At 73.4% G+C, this 24,782-nt stretch carries 24 protein-coding genes and 1 riboswitch; of the genes, 10 read left to right on the top strand and 14 right to left on the bottom strand.

The window, feature by feature from the left end:
* Positions 1–73: 73 nt before the first annotated feature.
* On the bottom strand, positions 74–784 hold the full coding sequence (locus tag ITX44_RS11630) for a copper homeostasis protein CutC (protein ID WP_205357035.1): 711 nt from the start codon (positions 782–784) through the stop codon (positions 74–76).
* Between the two features lie 112 nt (positions 785–896).
* On the opposite strand from ITX44_RS11630, the gene ITX44_RS11635 reads away from it, so the two are divergent.
* Entirely contained in the window at positions 897–1,571 is a 675-nt protein-coding gene (locus tag ITX44_RS11635) for an HD domain-containing protein (RefSeq protein WP_205357036.1), read from the top strand.
* A gap of 136 nt (positions 1,572–1,707) precedes the next feature.
* On the opposite strand, the gene ITX44_RS11640 is transcribed toward ITX44_RS11635, so the two are convergent.
* The 3 genes from ITX44_RS11640 to ITX44_RS11650 form a co-directional block, all read right to left on the bottom strand.
* Positions 1,708–2,514: a hypothetical protein gene (locus ITX44_RS11640; protein WP_205357037.1), complete on the bottom strand. Its 807-nt coding sequence runs from the start codon at positions 2,512–2,514 to the stop codon at positions 1,708–1,710.
* A 99-nt stretch (positions 2,515–2,613) separates the two neighbouring features.
* Positions 2,614–2,892: a DUF4031 domain-containing protein gene (locus ITX44_RS11645; protein ID WP_205357038.1), complete on the bottom strand. Its 279-nt coding sequence runs from the start codon at positions 2,890–2,892 to the stop codon at positions 2,614–2,616.
* 6 nt (positions 2,893–2,898) lie between these two features.
* Entirely contained in the window at positions 2,899–3,246 is a 348-nt protein-coding gene (locus ITX44_RS11650) for a DUF8819 family protein (RefSeq protein WP_205357039.1), read from the bottom strand.
* Between the two features lie 87 nt (positions 3,247–3,333).
* On the opposite strand from ITX44_RS11650, the gene ITX44_RS11655 reads away from it, so the two are divergent.
* Together ITX44_RS11655 and murQ are read left to right on the top strand one after the other, a co-directional pair.
* Positions 3,334–4,305 (top strand): MurR/RpiR family transcriptional regulator, encoded by a 972-nt coding sequence (locus ITX44_RS11655; RefSeq protein WP_205357040.1) that lies wholly within the window; start codon positions 3,334–3,336, stop codon positions 4,303–4,305.
* A gap of 269 nt (positions 4,306–4,574) precedes the next feature.
* Entirely contained in the window at positions 4,575–5,504 is a 930-nt protein-coding gene (gene murQ / locus ITX44_RS11660; protein ID WP_236060387.1) for an N-acetylmuramic acid 6-phosphate etherase, read from the top strand.
* A gap of 190 nt (positions 5,505–5,694) precedes the next feature.
* Here murQ and groL read toward each other — a convergent pair whose 3' ends face one another.
* From groL to thrC, 4 genes are all read right to left on the bottom strand, one after another.
* The gene (gene groL, locus ITX44_RS11665; protein WP_205357042.1) at positions 5,695–7,317 is read right to left on the bottom strand and encodes a chaperonin GroEL; all 1,623 of its coding nucleotides are present in this window, start codon (positions 7,315–7,317) and stop codon (positions 5,695–5,697) included.
* Positions 7,318–7,732: 415 nt separating this feature from the next.
* A complete protein-coding gene (locus tag ITX44_RS11670; RefSeq protein ID WP_205357043.1) occupies positions 7,733–7,936 on the bottom strand; it encodes a cold-shock protein in 204 nt (67 codons plus the stop codon).
* A 470-nt stretch (positions 7,937–8,406) separates the two neighbouring features.
* Positions 8,407–8,682, bottom strand: a complete 276-nt coding sequence (locus ITX44_RS11675) for a MoaD/ThiS family protein (RefSeq protein WP_205357044.1) — start codon at positions 8,680–8,682, stop codon at positions 8,407–8,409.
* A complete protein-coding gene (gene thrC, locus ITX44_RS11680) occupies positions 8,679–10,019 on the bottom strand; it encodes a threonine synthase (protein ID WP_205357045.1) in 1,341 nt (446 codons plus the stop codon). Before thrC ends, ITX44_RS11675 begins: the two co-directional genes overlap by 4 nt.
* A gap of 19 nt (positions 10,020–10,038) precedes the next feature.
* A riboswitch (SAM riboswitch) is annotated at positions 10,039–10,170 on the bottom strand.
* A 251-nt stretch (positions 10,171–10,421) separates the two neighbouring features.
* On the opposite strand from thrC, the gene ITX44_RS11685 reads away from it, so the two are divergent.
* On the top strand, positions 10,422–11,387 hold the full coding sequence (locus tag ITX44_RS11685; protein ID WP_205357046.1) for a glucosyl-3-phosphoglycerate synthase: 966 nt from the start codon (positions 10,422–10,424) through the stop codon (positions 11,385–11,387).
* A gap of 184 nt (positions 11,388–11,571) precedes the next feature.
* A complete protein-coding gene (locus ITX44_RS11690) occupies positions 11,572–12,996 on the top strand; it encodes an alpha,alpha-trehalose-phosphate synthase (UDP-forming) (RefSeq protein WP_205357047.1) in 1,425 nt (474 codons plus the stop codon).
* Between the two features lie 14 nt (positions 12,997–13,010).
* Here the strand turns inward: ITX44_RS11690 and otsB are convergent, their stop codons facing one another.
* The 3 genes from otsB to ITX44_RS11705 form a co-directional block, all read right to left on the bottom strand.
* Positions 13,011–13,859 (bottom strand): trehalose-phosphatase, encoded by an 849-nt coding sequence (gene otsB / locus ITX44_RS11695; protein WP_205357048.1) that lies wholly within the window; start codon positions 13,857–13,859, stop codon positions 13,011–13,013.
* Positions 13,860–13,957: 98 nt separating this feature from the next.
* Entirely contained in the window at positions 13,958–14,254 is a 297-nt protein-coding gene (locus ITX44_RS11700) for a DUF3263 domain-containing protein (RefSeq protein ID WP_372440882.1), read from the bottom strand.
* Positions 14,255–14,286: 32 nt separating this feature from the next.
* Positions 14,287–15,570, bottom strand: coding sequence for an extracellular solute-binding protein (locus ITX44_RS11705; protein WP_307795215.1), 1,284 nt, complete (start codon positions 15,568–15,570; stop codon positions 14,287–14,289).
* A 304-nt stretch (positions 15,571–15,874) separates the two neighbouring features.
* Between ITX44_RS11705 and ITX44_RS11710 the strand changes: the two genes are divergently transcribed.
* From ITX44_RS11710 to ITX44_RS11720, 3 genes are all read left to right on the top strand, one after another.
* A complete protein-coding gene (locus tag ITX44_RS11710) occupies positions 15,875–16,807 on the top strand; it encodes an ROK family protein (protein ID WP_205357050.1) in 933 nt (310 codons plus the stop codon).
* On the top strand, positions 16,807–17,967 hold the full coding sequence (gene nagA / locus ITX44_RS11715) for an N-acetylglucosamine-6-phosphate deacetylase (protein ID WP_205357051.1): 1,161 nt from the start codon (positions 16,807–16,809) through the stop codon (positions 17,965–17,967). The genes ITX44_RS11710 and nagA overlap by 1 nt, the downstream gene beginning before the upstream one ends.
* A 91-nt stretch (positions 17,968–18,058) precedes the next feature.
* Positions 18,059–18,994 (top strand): 1-phosphofructokinase family hexose kinase, encoded by a 936-nt coding sequence (locus ITX44_RS11720; protein WP_205357052.1) that lies wholly within the window; start codon positions 18,059–18,061, stop codon positions 18,992–18,994.
* Positions 18,995–19,016: 22 nt separating this feature from the next.
* On the opposite strand, the gene ITX44_RS11725 is transcribed toward ITX44_RS11720, so the two are convergent.
* Positions 19,017–20,006, bottom strand: a complete 990-nt coding sequence (locus ITX44_RS11725; RefSeq protein WP_205357053.1) for a CBM35 domain-containing protein — start codon at positions 20,004–20,006, stop codon at positions 19,017–19,019.
* A gap of 223 nt (positions 20,007–20,229) precedes the next feature.
* Between ITX44_RS11725 and ITX44_RS11730 the strand changes: the two genes are divergently transcribed.
* Complete coding sequence (locus ITX44_RS11730; RefSeq protein WP_236060458.1) at positions 20,230–21,165, top strand: SAM-dependent methyltransferase; 936 nt, start codon at positions 20,230–20,232, stop codon at positions 21,163–21,165.
* 12 nt (positions 21,166–21,177) lie between these two features.
* Here the strand turns inward: ITX44_RS11730 and ITX44_RS11735 are convergent, their stop codons facing one another.
* Positions 21,178–22,155 (bottom strand): NAD-dependent epimerase/dehydratase family protein, encoded by a 978-nt coding sequence (locus ITX44_RS11735; RefSeq protein WP_205357055.1) that lies wholly within the window; start codon positions 22,153–22,155, stop codon positions 21,178–21,180.
* Between the two features lie 384 nt (positions 22,156–22,539).
* Between ITX44_RS11735 and ITX44_RS11740 the strand changes: the two genes are divergently transcribed.
* Positions 22,540–23,682, top strand: a complete 1,143-nt coding sequence (locus tag ITX44_RS11740) for an NADH-quinone oxidoreductase subunit D (protein WP_205357056.1) — start codon at positions 22,540–22,542, stop codon at positions 23,680–23,682.
* Between the two features lie 39 nt (positions 23,683–23,721).
* Here the strand turns inward: ITX44_RS11740 and ITX44_RS11745 are convergent, their stop codons facing one another.
* On the bottom strand, positions 23,722–24,756 hold the full coding sequence (locus ITX44_RS11745; protein WP_205357057.1) for a hypothetical protein: 1,035 nt from the start codon (positions 24,754–24,756) through the stop codon (positions 23,722–23,724).
* Positions 24,757–24,782: the final 26 nt, after the last annotated feature.

The following is a 24,782-nucleotide window of genomic DNA, read 5'->3' on the forward strand; positions in this document are numbered from 1 at the left end:
CGGGGAACTGCGCGAGCAACCCAACACCGACCGGCGGCCCGCAACAGACATCAAGGGGCAGCCCCTACCCGGCTCACCCCACAACCACCGGCTGATCCAGCGCATCGCGCCACAGACGAACCGCCTTCACGTCCACCGGCCCGCCCCAGCCCGAAGGGCGAACCGCCCCACCGACGTGGAACCCTTCGAGCCCGGCCGCGCGCAGGGCGGGCACATGGTCCAGCCGCAGCCCGCCCCCCACAAGGAGTGCGGGTTCGTACCCGGGTTCCCCGGCCCGCGCGGCCTCGGCGCACAGCACGTCGAGCCCGGCCGAAACCCCGTACGGCGAACCGGCGGTGAGATACGTGTCGAGGCCGGGCTGCCCGGCGAGCTGGAGCCGGACGGCGTCGCGGTCGCTGGCCCGGTCGATCGCCCGGTGGAAGGTCCAGGCGCAGCCGTCCAGCACGTCCACGAGCGCGTCGACGGCGTCGAGGTCGGCTCGCCCTCGCCCGTCGAGGAAACCGAGCACGAACTCCTCGGCCCCTTCGGCGCGCAGCCCTTGCGCGGCCTCGCACAGCGCGTCCAGGTCGCGGTCGTCGCCGGCGCTGAAGCCGTCGGCCAGCCGCAGCATGACGCGCAGCGGGATCGTCACGGCGGCCCGTATCTCCGCGAACGTCTCCCTCGTGGGGGTCAGTCCGTCGGCCGCCATGTCGGTGACCAGTTCGAGGCGGTCCGCACCGCCTTCCTGGGCCACCACGGCATCGTCCGCACCGAGAGCGATGACCTCGAAGATTGGTCTAGACATATGAGCTAGGGTGCCACATGCGTCACTTCCGCGCGAGGGGCCGGGGCATTATTGAGCCCGAGTACCTCGCCCACTTCCCCTCCCGTCACTCACGTGCCGCACAATAACGGGCATGCCGCCGACTTCCGCCGCCGCCGTTCACCCGCGCTACGACGCCCTGCTCGCGGAGTGGGGTGAGGTGCTGCGCCGCTGCCAGAGCGATCCCGATGCCGCGCCGGACCCCGCCCCGTACGGGAGAGAACTGCTCGAGCGATGGGCCGAACCGCAGCGCCACTACCACACGATGGACCACCTCGTGGCGGTCCTGTCCCGGGTCACGGAGCTGACGGCGTACGCGGGCGATCCCGACACGGTGGTGCTCGCGGCCTGGTTCCACGACGCCGTCTACCGCCCGGACCGCAGCGAGAACGAGGAGCGCAGCGCCGCCCTGGCCGAACGCGCGCTGGACGAGGCGGGGCTGAGTGGCCGTCAGATCGCCGAGGTGGCCCGCCTGGTCCGGCTGACCGTCAGCCACAACCCGGCCTCGGACGACCGCAACGGCGAGGTGCTGTGCGACGCCGACCTCGCGGTCCTGGCCGGCGACCCGGCCGACTACGCCGCGTACGCCGCCGCCGTACGGGAGGAGTACGGCTTCGTCCCCGACGAGCGCTTCCGCCCGGCCCGCGCCGACATCCTGCGCCGCCTGCTGGACCTGCCCACCCTCTTCCGCACCGCGTACGGCCAGGACCGCTGGGAGGCGACGGCGCGGCGCAACATGACGACGGAACTCGAACTGCTGGAGTCCTGAGCGGGGTCGGCCGCTCCCGGCGGGTCCGGCTCGGTGCGTACCCGCGTACGACCGGCCGGCGTCGGCGGACCCCGCCCGGGATCCGTGGCGTACGGTCGCCCCCCGCCGGTGGCCGACGGACGTCCGTACGCTCCCGTCAGACGCCCCCGGGTCCTCCCGCCCGGCGGGCGCGGGCGGCGGTCAGGCGCCGGCGCAGCTCGTGCTCGGGGGTCTGCGGGGGCAGGACGCGGCCGGGGTTCTGGCGCCGGCAGTCGCAGGGCCGGCGGTGCGTGCGCTGCTCGGGCGCGGCGGACCAGCGGCCGAGCAGGGCGGTGACCCGGGGGGAGCCGTGCACGCGGGCCGCCCGTTGCAGGGCGTCGATCCGGTCGAGCAGGTCCAGCTCCCAGCGCAGGACGCAGTAGCCGCAGGCCGGCACCGCTTCGGCGTTGGCCCGCTGGAAGTCCGCCAGGGGCTCGGCGACCGGGGCCGGCAGCCGCCAGAAGGCGCCCGCGCGGCCGGCCATCGAGGGGTCGAGACCGGGGTCGATCGCGTCGTACCAGCGCCGGGTCAGCAACCGCGTGGCCACCACCCGTTCGCCGCCGGACGCCTCCAGCACCGCGTGCGCCCGGGCGAGCAGCATCTCCTCCCCCGCCATCCCGAACCGCGTGTCGGCCGGCGGCACGTCCCACACCACCTCGTACCGTACCGGCGCCGTCACCGCCGGGTAGTCCAGCACGCGCCGGGCCGCCACCCGCACCCGCGGCTCGACCACCACGCCCTGTGCGTCGGGTTGGTCCGGCACCAACCGCACCGCGGCGACGGCGCAGGCCAGCGGCGTCTCCAGCCGCAGCCGCACCGGCGTGTCCACCCCCGCCCCCACCAGCCGCAGCACCGACGCCCCGCCCATCTCCCCCAGCGGCGCGTACGTCTCGTGCCCGACCTCGATCCCCGCGTCCCGCGCCACCCGGCCCCCTTCTCCCCGGCCCCCCGAACCTTCCCTCTCGGGGACGCCCGGGGCCGACGGGTCGGTTGCCGGCGCGGGTGCAAACGCCACGGCCCGCCGCTACGTCCCGTCGCGCGGCCCCGGGTGCTTCCTCCGCCGCAGGCCCGCCGCCGTCAGGAGGCGAACGATCTCCTTCGAGGACACCTCTATCGCGCCGAGGCGGACGGCGGCGGCGTAACGGGCGGCCGGGATGTCGTAGTGGTCGCGTTCGAAGGCGCGGGGCGGAGAGCCCAGGCGGGCGGCGAAGGCGTGGAGCTCGGCGTAGGAGATGTCGCTGACCAGGTGGGACCAGTGGCGGCCGTGGCCGGGCCAGGTCGGGGGGTCGATGTAGACGGCCACGAAGACCTACGCGCCCAGTGAGCCGACGGGGGCGACGACGGTGCCGCTCGCGCCGCAGACCCAGTGCGGGTCGGGGCCGAGTTCGGGTTCGACGCTCAGGGCGTGCGGGTCCAGGCAGAACGGGCACAGCGGCCAGCGGCCGTGCGTCTCCAGCAGGGCGTCCTGCACGTCCTGGGCGAGCAGACCGGCGATGTAGGCGGCGCCGTCCGGCCATTGCTCCAGCCACCATCGGCGTTTGCTCAGCGCCTCCTCCAGCAACGACACGATGTCGGCCGCGGCGACGTCGCGGGCGGTGAGGTCGGCGAGGACCTGGGCGCGGGCCCGGTGCAGGACGGTTTCGGCGGCGGCGGTCATGGGTCCATTGTCGCAAGACGGTCCCGAGGGCGGCCGGAGCGCGGGCCCCTCTTGACGTGCGGAGCCGCTGAAAATAGCTTTCATCGTGTGACCTACAGCCTGAAGGAAACTTTCCCCCAGGGTGTCCGCGCCCTCCGGGGCGCACCCGGCACCCCGTCGGGCTCCGCCACGACCCCCGATCCGGGGGCCCTGGCCGCCAAGGTCCGCACCCTCGCCCCCTCGATGACCCGGTCCATGCAGCGGGTGGCCGAGGCCCTGGCCGGTGACCCGGCCGGCTGCGCCCACCTGACCGTCACCGCACTGGCCGTCCGTACCGGCACCAGCGAGGCCACCGTGGTGCGCACCGCGCGGCTGCTGGGCTACCCCGGCTACCGCGACCTGCGCCTGGCGCTGGCCGCGCTCGCCGCCCAGCAGGCCACCGGCGCGCCGCCCGCGGTCACCGCCGACATCGCGGTGGACGACCCGCTGGGCGACGTGGTCACCAAGCTCGCCCTGGAGGAGCAGCAGACCCTCGCCGACACCGCCGCCCAGCTCGACATGACGCAGCTGGAGGCCGCGGTGGGGGCGCTGGCCGGGGCGCGCCGCATCGACGTGTACGGGATCGGCGCCTCGGGCCTGGTCGCCCAGGACCTGGCGCAGAAGCTGCTGCGGATAGGGCTGATCGCCCACGCGCACTCCGACCCGCACCTGGCCGTCACCAACGCCGTACAGCTGCGGGCCGGCGACGTGGCGGTGGCCGTCACCCACTCCGGCTCCACCCACGACGTCGTCGAACCGCTGCGGGCCGCCTTCGACCGCGGCGCGACCACGCTGGCCATCACCGGCCGGCCGGACGGCACCGTCACCCAGTACGCCGACCTGGTGCTCACCACCTCCTGTTCCCGGGAGAGCGAGCTGAGACCGGCGGCGATGTCCAGCCGGACCAGCCAACTGCTGGTGGTGGACTGCCTGTTCATAGGCGTGGCGCAGCGGACGTACGACGAGGCGGCCCCGGCGCTGTCCGCCTCGTACGAGGCCCTCGCCCACCGCCACGCACCGCGCCGACGCGACGGGGACTGATCCCGGCACCGTCCCCGGCGCCCGTACCACTCGGTACGGTCCGCCGCCGGTTCCGCGTCCCCGGGCGCGCCCGGCTCCGTCCGGCCGTCGTCCGTGGATCCCGTCCCGGACCCCGGCTTTCGCCACCCCGAGCCCAAACCCGAACCCGAACCCCGACGAACCGTCCCCGACCGCCGGCCGGCGGCGCCGCCGCAGCGCCATCGGTGGCACCCGCGACACCCGCATCACCCATCCCCCCAGGCTGCGCGAGAAGGATGAACGAACCGCATATGTCCCAGTACACCGATCTGCGTCGCGAGTTGGAGACGCTGACCACCGAGGCGTTCCGGCCGGAGCTCGCCGAGATCGACCGGCTGCCGACGGTGGAGATCGCCCGGACGATGAACACCGAGGACACGATGGTGCCCGCCGCCGTTGCCGGGCAGTTGCCGGCGATCGCGGCCGCCATCGACGCGATCGCCGCGCGGATGGCGGGCGGCGGACGGCTGGTGTACGCGGGCGCGGGCACCGCCGGCCGGCTCGGGGTGCTCGACGCCAGCGAGTGCCCGCCGACCTTCAACACCACCCCGGGCGTCGAGGTGGTGGGCCTGATCGCGGGCGGCCCGGAGGCGATGGTGACCTCCGTGGAGGGCGCCGAGGACAGCAAGGAGCTGGCCGCGGCGGACCTGGACCGGCTGGGGCTGACCGCGGCGGACAGCGTGGTGGGCGTCTCGGCGTCCGGCCGCACGCCCTACGCGGTCGGCGCGGTCGAACACGCCCGGAAGCTCGGGGCTCTGACGGTGGGTCTGTCCTGCAACGCGGGCTCGCCGCTGGCCGCCGCCGCGGACCACGCCATCGAGGTGGTGGTGGGCCCGGAGCTGCTCTCCGGCTCCACCCGGCTGAAGTCCGGCACCGCGCAGAAGCTGGTGCTCAACATGCTCTCGACGATCACGATGATCCGGCTGGGCAAGACCTACGGCAATCTGATGGTCGACGTGCGGGCCTCCAACGAGAAGCTGCGGGCCCGCTCCCGGCGGATCGTCGCGCTCGCCACCGGCGCGGGCGAGGAGGCCATCGAGGCGGCGCTCATCGCCACCGACGGCGAGGTCAAGCCGGCCATCCTGACCCTGCTCGCGCAGGTGGACGCCGCCACCGCCGACCGGCTGCTGGCGGCCTCGGGCGGCCGGCTGCGCGAGGCCCTGGCCGCGGCCCACGCCTGACGGTCCGTACGGAAACGTAAGCCGTACCGGCACCGTAAGTCGTACCGGAAACGCGGAGAAACGCCGAGAACGCGGGCGGCGCCCGTCCGCCGTACCGGCCCGAGACCACGGGTGCGGTACGGCGAGGGGCGCCGCCTGGTGCTGCGGGTGCCGCGGGGGTGCCGCGGCCGGACGAGCTGATCCGGGTGGATCAGAAGTCCATGTCACCGCCGGGCATGCCGCCCGGAGCGGCCGGGGCGGCCTTCTCCGGCTTGTCGGCGATGACGGCCTCGGTGGTGAGGAACAGGGCCGCGATGGAGGCCGCGTTCTGCAGCGCGGAACGGGTGACCTTGGCCGGGTCGATGATGCCCTCGGCGACCAGGTCGACGTACTCGCCGGTGGCGGCGTTCAGGCCGTGACCCGGGGTCAGGCCGCGCACCTTCTCCACCACGACGCCGCCCTCGAGGCCGGCGTTGACCGCGATCTGCTTCAGCGGGGCCTCCAGGGCCAGCTTGACCGCGGAAGCGCCCGTGGCCTCGTCGCCCTCCAGCTCCAGCTTGTCGAACACCGCGGACGCCTGGAGCAGGGCCACGCCACCACCGGCGACGATGCCCTCCTCGACGGCGGCCTTGGCGTTGCGCACCGCGTCCTCGATGCGGTGCTTGCGCTCCTTGAGCTCGACCTCGGTGGCGGCGCCGGCCTTGATGACCGCGACGCCGCCGGCGAGCTTCGCCAGCCGCTCCTGCAGCTTCTCGCGGTCGTAGTCGGAGTCGCTGTTCTCGATCTCGGCGCGGATCTGGTTGACCCGGCCGGCCACCTGGTCGGTGTCGCCGGCACCGTCGACGATGGTCGTCTCGTCCTTGGTGATGACGACCTTGCGGGCGCGGCCGAGCAGGTCGAGGCCCGCGTTCTCCAGCTTGAGGCCGACCTCCTCGGAGATGACCGTGCCGCCGGTGAGGATGGCGATGTCGCCGAGCATGGCCTTGCGGCGGTCACCGAAGCCCGGCGCCTTGACGGCGACGGACTTGAAGGTGCCGCGGATCTTGTTGACGACGAGGGTGGACAGCGCCTCGCCCTCCACGTCCTCGGCGATGATCAGCAGCGGCTTGCCGGACTGCATGACCTTCTCCAGCAGCGGGAGCAGGTCCTTCACCGCGGAGACCTTGGAGTTGACGATGAGGATGTACGGGTCGTCGAGCGACGCCTCCATCCGCTCCAGGTCGGTGGCGAAGTAGGCGGAGATGAAGCCCTTGTCGAAGCGCATGCCCTCGGTGAGCTCCAGCTCCAGCCCGAAGGTCTGCGACTCCTCGACGGTGATGACGCCTTCCTTGCCGACCTTGTCCATGGCCTCGGCGATCAGCTCGCCGATCTGGGTGTCGGCGGCGGAGATGGAGGCGGTGGAGGCGATCTGCTCCTTGGTCTCCACGTCCTTGGCCTGCTCGAGCAGGGCGGCGGAGACGGCCTCGACGGCCTTCTCGATACCGCGCTTGAGGGCCATCGGGTTCGCGCCGGCGGCTACGTTGCGCAGGCCCTCCTTGACCAGGGCCTGGGCCAGGACGGTCGCGGTCGTCGTGCCGTCACCGGCGACGTCGTCGGTCTTCTTCGCGACTTCCTTGACCAGCTCGGCGCCGATCTTCTCGTACGGGTCCTCCAGCTCGATCTCCTTGGCGATGGAGACACCGTCGTTGGTGATCGTGGGGGCGCCCCACTTCTTCTCGAGGACGACGTTCCGGCCCTTGGGGCCGAGGGTGACCTTGACAGCGTCGGCGAGCTGGTTCATCCCGCGCTCAAGGCCGCGCCGCGCCTCCTCGTCGAACGCGATGATCTTTGCCATGGTGAAGTGTCCTCCGCGGACTGGGGGTTCCCCCGCCGAGGCAGGGGGCGGTGGATCGGACCCGGTGGCGCCCGCGACGGACGGCCCCCCGGCCGCCGGTTCCTTCCCCGGCGCCCGGACGGGGCCTCACCGACCCGGTCCAGCTTTAGCACTCTCCCATGGAGAGCGCTAGCCTCATGATTAGCACTCTCCCCTGTCGAGTGCAAGCACAGAGCCCTCCCGCCATGGCGGAGCGACCCCGCTCCGGACGGTCCGCGCGGGAGTCGCGAACACCTGCCGGACGCATGCCGTACACGTGCCGAACGCACGCCGAACACACGGAGGACCCGCGCCCGCCGCGTCCTGGGCGCGGGGGGTGCGGGTCCTGCGTGTGCTTGCGTGCAGCGTCGCGTCGGTGGCCGAACGCGCCGGGACGTCAGCCGGACAGCCGGACCATGTCCGCCTGCGGCCCCTTCTGACCCTGCGAGATCTCGAACTCGACCCGCTGGCCTTCCTCGAGGGTGCGGTATCCGTCCATCTGAATCGCGCTGTAGTGGACGAAAACATCCGCACCACCGTCGACCGCGATGAAGCCGTAGCCCTTCTCCGCGTTGAACCACTTGACGGTGCCCTGAGCCATTCCTAACTCCCCTATTGCTGGCCCTATCGCGGCCCCGCACTCCGCGGGCCCGGGTCAGACCTCACCCCCCGGTGCGGCCCTTACCTTCAACAGGTGTGAGCCCTGGGGGGCGTGCGCCGGAACGCGTCGACCGCGGCTGAATGTATCTGCACGGATGCCCACCGCAACAGGTCAATCGGACGAGAAATCTCGGTGCGACCCATCGGATATAACGCAGGAAAAAACGATAATGCGGGGCATCTCGGACCGAGCAAAAGGGATGAACGGGACATATTCCCCGTGAATTTGGCGATAAATCGCCGCACTGACCGTGCAGACGACACGCTTGCCCCCGGCAACTGTACCGGCGGCCGTCCGACGCCCGGCACGCGGGTGCCCCGCCCACCCGGAAGGGTGAACGGGGCACCGGAACACCGGACCGCCGCGGCCTGCCGCCCTTGTCGGCGGCACCGGAAACGGTCAGAAGTGCGTCATCCGCCCGCCACCGCGGGAATGATCGAGACGCTGGCACCGTCCGGGACAACCGTGGCGAGCCCGTCGGAAAAACGGACATCGTCATCGTTGACATAAACGTTCACGAAGCGCCGGAGTTTTCCGGTGTCGTCGAGAACCCGGGCGGAAATGCCCGCGTGATTCTTCTCCAGCGACTCGATGATCTCGGCCAGCGTCGCGCCGTCGGCCGGCACCTCGGCCTGGCCGCCGGTGTAGCTGCGCAGGATCGTGGGAATACGTACGGAAGCACTCATGCGAGGCCAGCCTCTCGGAACGCGGAAAGGGTGGGGCGGATGGTCGCGGTGGGCCCGGTGCCGGCCACCGCGTCCAGGGTCTTCAGGCCGTCGCCGGTGTTCAGCACGACGGTCTCGGCGGCCGGGTCGAGCTGCCCGGTCTCGATCAGCTTGCGCAGCACACCGACCGTCACTCCGCCCGCGGTCTCGGCGAACACGCCCTCGGTCCGGGCCAGCAGCGCGATCGCGTCGACGATCTGCTCGTCGGTGACGTCCTCCACCGTGCCGCCGGTGCGCCGGGTGATGTCCAGCACGTACGGGCCGTCCGCCGGATTGCCGATGGCCAGCGACTTGGCGATGGTGTCCGGCTTGACCGGGCGCACCACGTCGTGCCCGGCCTTGAAGGCGGCAGAGACCGGCGAGCAGCCCTCGGCCTGCGCGCCGTAGATCCTGTACGGCTTGTCCTCGACCAGGCCGAGCGCGATCAGTTCCTTCAGGCCCTTGTCGATCTTGGTGAGCTGGGAGCCGGAGGCGATCGGGATCACCAGGTTGTCCGGCAGCCGCCAGCCGAGCTGCTCGGCGATCTCGTACGCCAGGGTCTTGGAGCCCTCGCCGTAGTACGGCCGCAGGTTGACGTTGACGAAGCCCCAGCCCTCGCCGATCGGGTCGCCGATCAGTTCGGAGCAGAACCGGTTCACGTCGTCGTAGGAGCCCTCGATGGCGACGAGTTCGCCGCCGTAGACCGCGGCCATGACGACCTTGGCGCTCTCCAGATCGTGCGGGATGAACACGCAACTGCGCAGGCCGGCCCGGGCGGCGGCGGCGCCGACGGCGCCGGCCAGGTTGCCGGTGGACGAGCAGGACAGCGTGGTCAGGCCGAAGGTGCGGGCCGCCTCCAAGGCGATGGCCACCACCCGGTCCTTGAAGGAGTGGGTGGGATTGCCGGAGTCGTCCTTGACGTACAGGCCGCCGGTGACGCCCAGTTCGCGGGCCAGGTTGTCGGCCTTGATCAGCTTGGTCCAGCCCGGGTTGAGGTTGGGCCGCTCGGCGACGTCCGCGGGCACCGGCAGCAGCGGCGCGTACCGCCAGATGCTGGCGGGGCCGGCCTCGATCCGCCGGCGCAGCTCGTCCGGGTCACCGAGCGGGAGGTCGTACGCCACTTCGAGCGGCCCGAAACACTCCTGACAGGCGAAGATCGGGCTCAGCGGGAACCGGGTGCCGCACTCGCGGCAGGACAACGCCGCGGCCGGGCCGAAGGACGTGCCGTAGCCCGCGTCGGCGGACGGGGATGTTCCCGGGGATTCGGGCGATACGGTGGCGGACTGCGTCGCTGCGGCGGCGGTCGACTGCACAGCCATGATGGCGAGGCCCTTTCTCTCCTCATCTTCCTCGCCACGCGGTTGCGGGGCGAGCCGGAATTGGCACCTTCCCCACCGTGGTGACCTCGCGGTCGGCGGGAGGGTTGCCGGGGCTTCAACGGGCCGTTCCCTCTGCCCCTCTGGATGAGCGGTATGGCGCGGACCAGCAGGTCCGGGCATTTGTGAGAACGTCGTACGGCCCCCGGCGTGCGGTGGTCGCGGACGTTGCTCAAGACTGTAACCGACATGCGTCATGGTTTGAGCCGCCCGTCCGCACCGCGAGATGGAACACCGGCCGGACCGGCGGGGAACACCGGGGCGAACCCGGGACGTACTGGGCGCGAACCCGGGACAGCCGGGGCGGAGCCGGGGAGACCGGGGAGACCGGGGAGAGAAGCACACGTGCTCGATGAGGTGGAGCGCTGGCTGGCGCGCCGGTCGTGGTCGGCGGACGACCGGCCGCTGGAGCAGCTGCTGGCGGCCAAACGGGCGGCGGGCGCGGCCGGCACGGTGAGCGTGGTGCTGCCCGCGCTCGACGAGGAGGCCACCGTCGGGCCGATCGTCGAGGCGATCCGCGGCACCCTGATGACGCCGCAGACACCGCTGGTGGACGAGCTGGTGGTGGTCGACTCCGGGTCCACCGACGCCACCGCGAAGGTCGCTGCCGCGGCCGGCGCCCGGGTGGTGGCGCGCGACACGATCCTGCCGCGGCTGCCCGCGCTGCCCGGCAAGGGCGAGGTGCTGTGGCGTTCGCTGCTGGTCACCGGCGGCGAGATCGTCTGCTTCGTGGACGCCGACCTGCGCGACTTCGACCCGCGGTTCGTCTCCGGGATCGTCGGGCCGCTGCTCACCGACCCGGCGGTGCAGCTGGTCAAGGCGATGTACGACCGGCCGCTGGAGACCGGCGGCGCGGTGGTGCCGGCCGGCGGCGGCCGGGTCACCGAGCTGGTCGCGCGCCCGCTGCTGAACCTGCACTGGCCGCGGCTGGCCGGCTTCGTCCAGCCGCTGGGCGGGGAGTACGCGGCGCGGCGCTCGCTGCTGGAGCGGCTGCCGTTCCCGGTCGGCTACGGGGTGGAGCTGGGTCTGCTGATCGACGCGCTCGGCCTGGTCGGACTGGACGCGCTCGCCCAGGTCGACGTGGGGGTGCGGCACCACCGGCACCAGGACGGCCAGGCGCTGGGCCGGATGGCCGCGGCGATCTACCGCACCGCGCAGCTGCGGCTGTCCCGCGGCCACCTGGTGCGCCCGCGCCTGACCCAGTTCGCCCGCGCGGGTGAGGGTTTCGTGCCCCGGACGTACCCGGTCGACACGGAGGAGCGGCCGCCGATGCGGACGGTGCCGGAATACGTCGAGCGGCGCGCGGCCTGACGGCTCGCCGGGGCGCGGGGCCTTGGTCCGGGTCGACCCGGACCGGCGGCCCACGGGCTGACCCGGAGCGCGCGAAGAGTGTGCGGGAGCGCTCCCACAAGGGCGCCTCGACGTGACCTCCGCCACCCCCTGTTCGGCGCCGCACCACGTTTGAGAGCGCTCGTACCTGGCTAGATTGCCGGGCATGGAGGTAACGCGCGGCGCTGCCCGCATCCTGGTCGCCTCGAACAGGGGACCGGTTTCGTTCTCCGTGGCGGGCGACGGGAGCCTGGCGAAGAGACGCGGGGGCGGCGGGCTGGTCTCGGGGCTGAGCGCGATCGGGCCGGACGCCGGCGCGGTGTGGGTGTGCGCGGCGCTGTCCGACGGGGACCGCGAGGCGGTCCGGCGCGCGGTGGCCGAGCCGGGGTCGCGGATGATCGCGGTGGACCCCGCGGTGTTCGCCGACGCGTACAACGGGATCGCCAACTCCGTGCTGTGGTTCGTCCACCACATGCTCTACCAGACCCCGCTGGAGCCGGTCTTCGACGCGGAGTTCCGCGGCCAGTGGGCGTCGTACGAGACGTACAACGCGGCCTTCGCCGACGCGCTCGCCGAGGAGGCGGAGCAGGGGGCGGCGGTGCTGGTGCAGGACTACCACCTGGCGCTGGTGCCCGAACTGCTCCGCGAGCGCCGCCCCGACCTGCGCATCGGGCACTTCTCGCACACCCCCTGGGCGCCGCCGGACTACTACCGGCTGCTGCCGGACGACGTGGCCGCGCGGGTGCTGACCGGGATCCTCGGCGCGGACCGGGCCGGCTTCCTCACCCGGCGGTGGGCCGACGCCTTCGCCGCCTGCTGCGCCGCGGTGCTCGGCGCGGAGGTCGCCGAGGACGGAAGGTCGGTCACCCACGCCGGGCGCACCACCCGGCTGGGGGTGCACGGGCTAGGCGCCGACGGGGACTTCCTGCGTGAGCGCGCGCACCGGCCGGATGTGGCCGAGCGGATCGAGACGCTGCGCGCGGAGGTCGGACCGGGCCGGCGGCTGATCGTACGGGTGGACCGCGCCGAGTTGTCCAAGAACATCGTGCGCGGGCTGCTGGCGTACCGGCGGCTGCTGCACGAGCACCCCGGCTGGCGCAGCCGCGTGGTGCACGTGGCCTTCGCCTACCCCTCGCGGCAGGACCTCGCGGTCTACCGCGACTACACCGCCGAGGTCGCCCGGCTGGCCGCGGAGATCAACGACGAGTTCGGCACGGCGGACTGGACCCCGGTCCTGCTCAAGGTCGACGACGACTTCGCCCGGTCGCTGGCCGCCTACCGGCTGGCCGATGTCGCCCTCGTCAACCCCATCCGGGACGGCATGAACCTGGTCGCCAAGGAGGTCCCGGTCGTCTCCGACACCGGAGTCGCCCTGGTTCTCTCCCGCGAGGCCGGTGCCTTCGCCGAACTCGGCGAGGACGCGATCCCCGTCAACCCCTTCGACATCGAGGCGACGGCCGCCGCCCTGAACACGGCCCTCACCCTCCCCGAAGCCGAACGCGCCGCCCGCACCAAGCGCCTGGCCGACGCGTCCACCGCCCTCCCGCCCTCCCGCTGGTTCCTCGACCAGCTCACGGCCCTGGGCGGCTGACAGTCGGGCGGCCGTCAGGCGAGTGCGTCCGCCAGGGCCTCCAGGACCGCGACGACTCCTTCGGGGCCCGGGACGGTGAGGTCGGACCGGTCGAGCAGGGCCTGGGGGGTCTCGGGGGTGCCGGCGCTGGCGACGAGGAGGCCGGGGGTGCCCTGGTCGCGCAGGTCGCGGACGGCGGCGAAGGCGGCGAGGTCGCCCAGGTCGTCGCCGCCGTAGAGGACGGATGAGGCGCCGACTTCGCGGAGGTAGGCGGACAGGGCGACGCCCTTGTCGACGCCGGGAGGACGCAGTTCCAGCACGTAACGGCCGGGTTCGACCATGAGGCCGTGCCGGTCGGCGAGGTCGGACAGCGGGCCGCGCAGGGCTTCGAAGGCCGCGTCGGGATCTTCGGTACGGCGGGTGTGGACGGCGACCGCGCGGCCGCCCTTGTCCTCGATCCAGGTGCCGCGCCAGGCGCCGATCCGGTCCAGGAAGCCGGGCAGTTCCGCGCGGACCGCGGTCACGCCGGGGTGTGCGCCGGGGGTACGGACCTCGCCGGTGTGCGCGTCCCAGCGCTCGGCGCCGTAGTGGCCGAGCACGACCAGGTGCTCCAGGCCCGGCACGCCGGCGAAGCCGCCGTAGCGCACCGCGACCCCGGCCGGGCGTCCGGTGACGACCGCGACCGCGGCGAGCCGGGGGGCCAGCCGGGCGAGCGCCGGCACCGCGCCGGGGTGCGCCCTGGCCTGCTCCGGGTCGGCGACTATGGGCGCGAGGGTGCCGTCGAAGTCGAGCGCGACCACGGCTTCGGCCGGCCGCGCGAGCAGTGCCGCGAGGCCTTCCTTGCCCTCGGGCGTGCGGGGCGTGAGGATGTCGGCGACGTCCATGGCCTCGACCCTACCCGGGGTCCGCGGGCGCATGCCCGGCGTACGGGCGCACCGGGACCGGCAACTGGCCGCCGAACGGGTGACGGGCGGCGCCGCGCTCAGTCCCGCTCGTCGCGCCCGCGCTGCCGCTCCCGCCGCAGCCGGCCCACCGTCAGCGGGTCGTAGCGCAGCGCGCGCGGGTCGTCCAGCAGCGCGTTCAGGAGCTGGAAGTACGCGGTCGGGGACAGCCCGAGGCGCTCGCGGACCGCCCGTTCGCGGGGGCCGGGGCCGCTGAAGGTGCGGGCCGCGAGGTCCAGCACGGCCCGGTCCCGTTCGGACAGTCCGAACGTGCGGTCCGGCGGCGGCGCTTCGCCCCCGCCCGACGGTTCGTCCGTCCACGGTCCCTCGACGATCACGGCCGCCCCCTGCCCGGAAACCTAGAAGTGCCTCACTGCTTCTGCGCGTTCTGCGCGTCCGCCGATATGGCAAATCGTTGCAGATCGCTGAGCACCGCCTTGGGGTCGCCGTGCACCGCCTGCCCGATCTTCTTCTTGACCTGGTCGCTGACCGGCCCCCACGAGGTCTTGTTCACCGGGTAGAACACCGCTTCCGGCAGCAGGTTGAGGAACTGCACCAGGTCGCGGTCCTTGGGGTCCTTGCGCATGGAGGTCAGTGCCGAGGTGGTCACCGGCAGCAGGCCGTACTCGTCCAGGAACTTCCGGGTGTTCTTCTCCTGGAAGACGTACTGCAGGAACTTGCCGTCGGCGTCCAAGTGGCCGTTCTGCTTGAAGGCCATCATCCAGTCGGCGACGCCCAGCGTGTTCGGGCTCGGGCCGGCCAGCCCCGGCAGCGGGACCACGCCGACATCGATGCCGGCCTGCTTGGCCTGGGCGAGCAGCGTGGGGTGGCCGTTGATCATGCCGGCCTTGCCGGCCAGGAACGCGGTGAACACGTCCTGGCGGTTGGTGGTGGCCGGGTCGGTCGGGCCGACCAGCCCGGCGTCGACCAGGTTCTTCTTCACCCAGTTGAACGCCTGCACATTGGCGGAGGAGTCGAAGGTGTAGCTGCCGACGGTGTCGGTGTAGCCGCCGTCCGCGCCGAGCATCCACATCAGCGACTCGGCCTGTGCCTCCTCGGTGCCCAGCGGCAGCCCGTAGGGCATCCGTACCCCGGCCGCCTTGAGCTTGACCGCGTCGGCCTTGAGCTCGGCCCAGGTCTGCGGCGCCTTGGAGATGCCGGCCTGCGAGAAGAGCTTCTTGTTGTAGAAGAACATCCGGGAGCTGGACACCCACGGTATGCCGTACTGGGTGCGGTCGACCGAGCCCGCGGCGGCCAGCGACGGCAGGAAGTCGGCCTGCTCGCTGACCGGGAACAGGTCGTCGGCGCTGTAGAGCTGGTCGGCCGCGGCGTAGGAGGCGTACGAGCCGATCTGCGCGACGTCGGGCGCCTTGCCCTGCTTGACCATGGTGGCCACGGTGTCGTCGACGTGGGTCCAGTCGATGACCCGGACGTCGACGTTGATGTGCGGGTTCTGCTTCTCGAAGGCCTGGGCCAGGGCGTCCCAGTAGGCGGTGGAGCTGTTGTGCGTCTTCGGGTCGCCGTAGTCCGCGGCGACCACGTGCAACGTGACGTCGCCGCTCAGCGGTGAGCCGGCGCCGCACCCGGTGAGGGCGCCGAGGGACAGTACGGAAGAGAGCCCGGCCGCCGCCAGGCCCAGAAGTCGCCGCTGCACCGCATACCCGCCTTTGTCACCGTACTGACCGTACTGATCGCGCCGACCCGTGCTGGCCGCCGCGACCGATCCGAACCGCCGCGCGCCACCGTGCCGGGCGCCGGACGCGCCGTCGGCGAACTGCCGCGCACGGCACGGGCTCCGGACGGATGTCGAGGTTGGCAGAGTCTCCCACACCTTTGCCCAAGGTCTACACCTTGAGTGATATCGCTTCCGCATCGGGGGCCCGGAAACCGGGGCCAGGAGTGATCTTCCGGTCGAGTGGACTAGACCTTTCCGGGGGTAAGACGCGAGACTGTCTCCCGTGAGACATGTCATCGCCCTCGACGTGGGCGGCACCGGGATGAAGGCCGCCCTGGTCGGCGCCGACGGCACCCTGCTGCACCAGGCGCGCCGCCCGACCGGCCGGGACCGCGGGCCCGACGCCGTGGTGGCCGGGATCCTCGACTTCGCCGCCGACCTGCGCGAGCACGGCCTGCGCGCATACGGCGAGGCCGCCGCGGCGGCCGGGGTCGCCGTGCCCGGCATCGTCGACGAGCGGGCGGGCGTCGCGGTCTACGCGGCGAACCTGGGCTGGGACAACGTGCCGCTGCGGGCCCTGGTGTCCGAGCGGCTGGGCGGCGTGCCGGTCGCGCTCGGCCACGACGTGCGCACCGGCGGCCTCGCCGAGGGCCGGATCGGCGCGGGCAACGGCGCCGACCGCTTCCTGTTCCTGCCGCTGGGCACCGGCATCGCGGGCGCCATCGGCATCGACGGGCGCATCGAGGCCGGCGCGCACGGATACGCCGGGGAGATCGGCCACATCGTGGTCCGCCCGGACGGCCCGGTCTGCGGCTGCGGCCAGCGCGGCTGCCTGGAGTCGCTGGCCTCGGCCGCCGCGGTCTCCCGGGCCTGGGCGGTGGCGAGCGGCGACCCGGAGGCGGACGCCGCCGACTGCGCCGTGGCTGTCGAGGCCGGCGACCCACGGGCGGTGACGGTCTGGCAGGAGGCGGTCGACGCGCTCGCGGCCGGACTGGTGACCGGTCTCACCCTGCTCGACCCGCGGGTGCTGATCATCGGCGGCGGCCTGGCCGAGGCCGGCGACGTGCTGTTCGGGCCGCTGCGCGCGGCGGTGGAGGCCCGTATCACCTTCCAGAAACTCCCCCTCATCGTCCCCGCCGCGCTGGGGGACACCGCCGGATGCCTGGGCGCGGGCCTGCTCGCCTGGGATCTGATCTCCGTGGAGGTAACCGCCTGATGGCCCCCGTAACGACAACGCAGCGCACGGTGCTGTCCGGGGCCCGTGTGGTCCTGCCGTCAGGCGTGGTGGAAGGCGGCCGGATCACGGTCGAGGGCACCCGGATCGCGGCCGACGAGCCGGGCGAGCAGGCCACCGTGGACCTGGCCGGGCAGGGCTGCACGATCGTGCCCGGCTTCGTGGACCTGCACAATCACGGCGGCGGCGGCGCCTCGTTCACCTCCGGCACCGCCGAGGAGATCCTCACCGGGGTGCGCACCCACCGCGAGCACGGCACCACCACGCTGGTCGCCTCCACCGTCACCGAGTCGCTGGACGCGCTGGCCCGGCAGGCCGGCCTGCTGGCCGAACTCGTCGAGCAGGGCGACCTGGCCGGCATCCACTACGAGGGGCCCTTCATCTCGCCCTGCCGCAAGGGCGCGCACGACGAGGCGCTGCTGCGCCACCCCGACCCGGCCGACGTCCGCAAGCTGGTCGAGGCCGCCCGCGGCCACGCCCGGATGGTGACGCTGGCCGCCGAACTGCCCGGCGGCATCGAGTCGGTGCGGCTGCTGGCCGGTCTCGGCGTGGTCGCCGCGGTCGGGCACACCGACGCCACGTACGAGCAGACCCGCGAGGCCATCGACGCCGGCGCGACCGTGGCCACCCACCTGTTCAACGCGATGCCGCCGCTCCAGCACCGGCAGCCCGGGCCGATCGCGGCGCTGCTGGAGGACGAGCGGGTCACCGTCGAACTCATCAACGACGGCACCCACCTGCACCCCGCGGTCCTCGAACTCGCCTTCGGCAGCGCGGGAGCGGACCGGGTCGCCTTCATCACCGACGCCATGGACGCGGCCGGCTTCGGCGACGGGATGTACGACCTGGGCCCGATGAAGGTCGAGGTGCGCGAGGGCGTGGCCCGCCTGGTGGAGGGCGGCTCGATCGCCGGTTCCACCCTCACCCTGGACGCGGCCTTCAAGCGCGCGGTGACCGTGGACCGCATCGCGCTGCCGGACGTGGTCCGCGCCATCTCCACCAACCCGGCGCGGCTGCTCGGCCTGTCCGACCGGATCGGCACCCTGGAGCCGGGCAAGGACGCCGACCTGGTGGTGCTCGACGAGGCCTACGACCTGGTCGGCGTGATGCGCCGGGGCGAGTGGGTGGTCCGGCCCGCCTGAGCCGGCGGCGGGGACGGGCCGGTGGGCGGGCGGAAAAAAGGAGGTCGGCCCGGGTCTGGGCCGACCGCCGTTGATTTGCCAAAATCAACGGGTGATCATCACCGTCACGCTCAACGCCGCACTGGATGTGACCTACCGGGTCGCCTCTCTGCGTCCGCACGCCACCCACCGGGTCCTGGACACCGCACAGCGGCCCGGCGGCAAGGGCATCAACGCGGCCCGGGTGCTGGCCGCGCTCGGCCACCCGGTGGTCGTCACCGGCTTCGCCGGGGGCGCGACCGGAGACGAACTGCGCCGCGAACTGGCCGGCCCGGCGCGGGCCGGCCTGCTCACCGACGCGCTGGTGCCGATCGCCGGACCGACCCGCCGTACGGTCGCCGTGGTGGACGAACGCACCGGCGACACCACGCAGTTCAACGAGCCGGGCCCGACCGTGAGCGCCGCCGAGTGGGCCGGCTTCCTGGCCGGCTACCGCGAACTGCTGACCGCCGGCGGGGTGGACGCGGTCGCGCTGTGCGGCAGCCTCCCGCCCGGAGTGCCGGTGGGCGCGTACGCCGACCTGGTGCGCGAGGCCCGGTCCGCGGGCCTGTACACGCTGCTGGACACCAGCGGGGAGCCGCTGCGCCGGGGACTGGCCGCCCGGCCCGACCTGATCAAGCCCAACGCCGAGGAGCTGACGGCGCTCACCGGCATCTCCGAACCGGTCCGCGCGGCCCAGGTCGCCCGCCGCCGTGGGGCCCGCGCGGTGGCCGCCTCGCTGGGCCCCGACGGCATGCTCGCGGTGGCCGAGGACGGCGAGTGGCGGGCCGCGCCGCCCGGCGGCCGGCTGGCCGGCAACCCCACCGGCGCCGGCGACTCCGCGGTCGCCGCGCTGCTGTCCGGCTTCGCCGAGCACCTGCCCTGGCCGGACCGGCTGGCCCGCGCGGTGGCGCTGTCGGCCGCGACCGTGGCGGCACCGGCCGCCGGGGAGTACGACCGGCCGACGTACGACAAGCTGCTCCCCCGGGTGACGGTCACCGCCCCCTGACCGGGCCCGCCGGCCTGCCCGGTCAGTAGTTCGTGACCTGCCCCTTCTTCAGCTCCACCTGGTCCAGGTTGACCCCGCAGTTCTGGCCCGCGCTGCAGCTCAGCGTCAGGGTGTTGGCGCCCGCCTTGAGGTCCACGAAGTTGTACGTGTGGTTGCGCCACGCCTTGGACCAGTCGGTGTAGCTGCCGTAGTTCTTCAGGTTCACCGGGTCGGTGCGCGGCGTGCCGTTGACCACCAGGGTGAGGTTGGCGTCCTGGCCGGCGTTGCCGTAGTTGATGAAGAACGTGTACGGCCCGTCCTCCGGCACGGTGACGTTCCAGGTGACACTGGCGCCGACGGCGCCCATGTGGTCCACGTACGTGCCGCCGGCCGCGCTGGCGCCGGGCCACTGGTTGCTCTTCTGGGCGCCGCCGCCAAGGGTCAGCGTGGAGGCGTCGACCTGCTTGGAGTCGAAGGGCGTCGCGGTCGGCGACGCGGACGTGCTCGGCGGGGCGCTGGTCGGCGCGGTGGCGGCCGGCGCGCCGGTCTGCTTGCCGTCCGCGGCCGACTGCTTGCCGGTGTCGCCCGAGCCGTTGGCCATGGCCACCGCGATGCCCACGGCCACCGCGGCCACCACCGCGACGGCCGCGATCAGCAGACCCTTGCGGTTGGGGGCGGCCTGGCCGCCGGCACCGCCGCGGTGCCCGCCGCCCTGCGGGGGCGGCTGCCCGGGCCCGGCGAATTCCCGGGTGGCGCCGCCGTACGGCTGCTGTTGCGGCGGGTAGCCGTAGCCGCCCTGGCCGCCGGGTCCCTGGCCGCCCTGGTCGTAGCCCTGCGGCGGGTACCCGTAGCCGCCGGGCGCCTGCGGGGAGCGGCGCTCGCCGACCCGCTGGACCTGGTGGTAGGAGGTACGGGGCACGCCGGGCTGGGCGGGCTGACCGGCGCTGGGGTCCGGCTGTTCCCCGCCCTCGGACCGGTACAGGTACCCGAACGGGTCGTCGTTCTCCGGGGTGCCGTCGTGTCCGGCCGTCATCCGCTGTCCACTCCCTCGATTGCCTTGCCGCCACGCGCCGCGTGGTCCGTTGCGGTTCCGTGGTATGCGGGAACACTACCGGCCCCGGGTGACACCCGCCTCGTACTGGTACGTACGGCCCGCCGCTGAAGGTTCCCCACCAGCCATCCCGTGGTCGGCCCGATTCGGGGCGTCACCTACCGTTGGCCGGGTGGACACCTCGTACGTCCCGTGGCGCGCCGCCATGGAACGCGCCCTGTACGGGCCGGACGGCTTCTTCCTGCGCCAGGCGCCCGCGGCGCACTTCCGCACCTCCGTGCACGCGTCACCGCTCTTCGCGCGGGCCGTCGCCGAGCTGCTGCTACGGGTGGACGAGGCGCTGGGGCACCCCGACCCGCTGGAATTCGTGGACCTGGGGGCCGGGCGCGGCGAGCTGTGCCTGGGCGTGCTGGCCGCGCTGCCGCCCGGCCCGGAGCAGCGGGTGCGCGTCCACGCGGTCGAGCGCGCCCCCCGCCCACCGGACCTCGCCCCGCGCGTGACCTGGGCCGACCGGCCGCCCGAGGGGGTACGCGGCCTGCTGTTCGCCAACGAGTGGCTGGACAACGTACCGCTTGACGTGACCGAGACGGACGACGCGGGGACGCCCCGCTACGTGCTGGTCCGGCCCGACGGCGAGGAGCGGCTGGGCGACCCGGTGAGCGGCGCGGACGCGGACTGGCTGCGCCGCTGGTGGCCATCCGGCGAACCCGGCACCCGCGCCGAGATCGGCGCCCCCCGGGAGGCCGCCTGGGCCGCCGCGACCGGCTGCCTGAACGAGGGCCTGGCGGTCGCCGCCGACTACGGCCACACCCGCGCGGACCGCCCCCCGTACGGCACCCTCACCGGCTACCGCGACGGCCGCCAGGTCCCGCCCGTCCCCGACGGCACCCGCGACCTGACCGCCCACGTCGCCATGGACACCCTCCCCGGCACCCGCACCACCCAGCGCGACGCCCTGCACGCACTGGGCATCGCCGGCAGCCGCCCCCCGCTGTCGCTCGCCTCGTCCGACCCGGCCGGGTACGTACGAGCCCTCGCCGAGGCCGGCGAGGCCGCCGAGCTCACCGATCCTCGCGGCTTGGGCGCCTTCACCTGGCTCGCGACACCTGTGGGAGCGGCTTGCGGTCACCTGCTGCCTTGAGCTGGGGCAGCCTCAGTCGTCGAGTCCGGCCAGGACCTGGGCCTCGACCTCCGGGTCCAGGCCCACGCCTGGGCGGTCGGGGCGCTGCGGGGCGGCGCCGTCCAGGGTGCGCAGCCAGTGCCAGGTGTCGCGGATCGTGTCGGCGACCGGGCGGCAGCGCAGGCCGGCGGCCAGGGCCTTGCCGACGTCGCCGCGGTGCAGGAAGTCGTACTCCTCCCCCGGCGGCAGCCACACCGGGAGCTGCGTCCAGGGCTCTATGCCGGCCGCGGCGATCACCTCCGGGGCCGCCCAGCGCAGGCGCGCGTCCGAGCCGGTCACCTCGACGCAGGTCCGCAGGAATTCGCCCATGGTGGTGTGGCCGGGCGGGCTGACCAGGTTGTACGGGCCGGAGCGCCCCTCCTCCAGGGCGGTCAACGTCCACGCGGCCAGGTCGCGTACGTCCATGTACTGGATCCCCAGGTCGGCCGGCCCGGGCGCCAGCACGTCGCCGCCGCGGGCGATCCGGTTCAGCCACCACGGCAAGCGCCCGATGTTCTCGTCCGGCCCGAGGATCAGCCCGGCCCGTACCAGCAGCGCCGCGTCCCCGTACGCCGCCTGCGCAGCCAGTTCCCCGCCGCGTTTCACGGCCGCGTAGTCGCCGTCGCCGCCCTCGACCACCGGCGCGCTCTCGTCGGCCTCGGCCGGCGCCGGGTAGGCGTACACCGAGCGGCTGGAGATGTACGCGTAGCGGCCGACCCGCTTGCCCAGCGCCGCCGCCGCGTCCTCGACCGCGCGCGGCGCCCGCGCCCAGGTGTCCACCACCGCGTCCCATGTGCCCTCGGCCAATGCCTTGAGGTCACCCGTCTCCCGGTCGCCGGTGAGCACCCGCGCTCCCGGCGGTGCCGGGTGGACGCCGCGATGGAAGACGGTCACCTCCCAGCCGCGCCGCAGTGCGTCTTGGGCTACCGCCCGTCCGACGAATTCCGTTCCGCCCAGTACCAGAAGTTTCATGCGGCAACCTTGCACGGGGTTTCCTGGGCCGGGGAAGGCTCGCTCGCCCACAGCGGATCCGCTCAGAGCTGAGCGGTGCGCTTGGTGGGGGTTCGCTCATTGGTGCGGGTTCGCCCGTGTCGGGCTTGCGGCCATTGGTGCGGGTCTGCCGGGGTGCGGCTGCGGCATCCGGCTCGGGAGGTTGCTGTGGTCGGCCGGGTGCGGATGCGTCGTGGCTTGTCGCGCCCACGCGGCGCCAGCCGCATATCAGGCACAGCCCCGCGCCCCTTCGGAGCCGGGCCCTTGCGGGCCCGAGCCCCGCAACCCCGCGCCCCTTTTGGGCCGGGCCCTGGCGGGCCCGAGCCATGCGCCGACAGCCTCCGCGCGCCCTGAGAGGATGGGGGCATGACGGAGACGGTGATCGGGGTCGGTGGCGCAGCCGAAGGCACGGACATGGTGCTCAACATCGGGCCGCAGCATCCGTCGACGCATGGGGTGCTGCGGTTGCGGTTGGTGCTGGACGGGGAGCGGATCCGGAGCGCGGAGCCGGTGGTCGGGTACATGCACCGGGGGGCGGAGAAGCTGTTCGAGGCTCGGGACTACCGGCAGATCGTCATGCTGGCCAATCGGCACGACTGGCTGTCGGCGTTCTCCAATGAGCTGGGCGTGGTGCTGGCGGTCGAGCGGATGCTCGGGATGGAGGTGCCGGTCCGGGCGGTGTGGACCCGCACCCTGATGGCGGAGCTGAACCGGGTGCTCAACCATCTGATGTTCCTGGGGTCGTATCCGCTGGAGCTGGGCGGGATCACGCCGATCTTCTACGCGTTCACCGAGCGCGAGGAGCTGCAGCACGTCATGGAGGAGATCTCCGGTGGGCGGATGCACTACATGTTCAACCGGGTGGGCGGTCTGAAGGAGGACCTGCCGGCCGGCTGGACCGAGCGGGCCCGGCACGCGGTGGCCTCGGTGCGCGCCCGGATGGACCGCTTCGACGACCTGGTGCTGGGCAACGAGATCTTCCGCGGCCGCACCCGCGGGGTGGGCGTGCTGTCCCGGCAGGACGTGCACGGCTTCGGGGTGAGCGGGCCGATCGCCCGGGCCTCGGGCGTGGACTTCGACCTGCGGCGCGACGAGCCGTATCTGGCGTACGGCGAGCTGGGCGACGTCCTGAAGGTGGTCACCCGTGGCGAAGGCGACTGCCTGGCCCGGTTCGAGGTGCTGCTCGACCAGACCCACAACGCCCTGGACCTGGCCGACGCCTGCCTGGACCGGCTGGCCGGCCTCCCGCCGGGCCCGGTCAACCAGCGCCTGCCGAAGGTGCTCAAGGCGCCCGAGGGCCACACCTACGCCTGGACCGAGAACCCGCTCGGCCTCAACGGCTACTACCTGGTCTCCAAGGGCGACAAGACCCCGTACCGGCTCAAGCTGCGCTCGGCGTCGTTCAACAACATCCAGGCGCTCACGGTGCTGCTGCCCGGCACCCTGGTGGCCGACATGGTGGCGATCCTGGGCTCGATGTTCTTCGTGGTGGGCGACATCGACAAGTAGCCGCCCCGTAGGCCGCCGAGCAGGCCGCGGAAGCCGAACTCACGCCTTGGCGCGCAGCTCCGTCACGTCGAGCTGTTCGGTGTCGTCGTGGACGGTGAGGTCGATGACCTCGGAGGCGGCGGCGCGCGGGGGTTCGGTGGGGCGGGAGTGTTCGGCGTCGTCGGCGTCGGGGCCTTCGCCACTGGCTGCGCCCTCGGCGGGCGCGCTGTCCTGCGTACCGGCCGGCAGCGCGGGCTGCTTGTGGGTGCCGAAGAAGTCGAAGCCGCCGACCGCGCGCTGCGCCGGGGGCTGCGCGGCGGACCGGGTGGGCTGGGCGTAGGGCAGTACGGCCGCGGCGACGGCGGGGACCAGCCGGTGTTCGCGGACCGGCAGCCCGGCCGCGGTGCGGGCGGGCGCGTCCTTCGGGGCGGCCGGGTCGGCGGCGTGCCGGCCCTGCTGCTCCTCCGGGGCGGCGGCCTCGCGGCGGCGGGCGTCGTCGACCGTGCGCTGCGCCTGTTGCCGGGCCGCGTTGCGCGGCAGGTCCTTCAGCGCCTGCTCGGCCTTAAGGAAGGCGGCCGGCCCCACCGGGGACGGCTTGGCGGCGAGCACGAGCTGCTGCGACGACTGCGCCTGCTGCTTCGGCGCGTCCTGCGGCCGCCGCCGGCTCGCCTCCAGCGCCCGGGCCCGCTCGCTCTCCGCGGTGGCGTACCGGCGCAGCAGGTCGGCGTGCTCGCTGCGCAGCCGGGCCAGTTCGGACCGCTTGGCGCGCAGCTTCGTCTCCAGCTTGCCGCGGATCTCCCGCGATTCCTCCAGGTCCGTCTCCAGCTCCGCGACCCGTTCGTCGGTGCGCCATTCCTCGCGCACCCGCGCCGCGTTGAGTTCGGCGACCTCGCGGCCGGCCGAGCGATCCCAGGTACGGGCCAGCGCCGCGCCCGCGGCGGCGGCCACCGCGGTGGCGACGGCCAGTGTCCGGATCACGCCCGTATCGCTTGTCACCTGAGCGGCGACGGCGAATGCCGCGGCACAGGCCGCGACGGTCAACGGCGGCAGCATCCGGTGCAAGGGCTGCGAATGGCGGTGACGTCCACGGGGCATGGCCAGAAATTTAGCGTGCGCGCCAC

The organism is Actinacidiphila acididurans (assembly GCF_016918855.1).
Lineage (GTDB): Bacteria > Actinomycetota > Actinomycetes > Streptomycetales > Streptomycetaceae > Actinacidiphila > Actinacidiphila acididurans.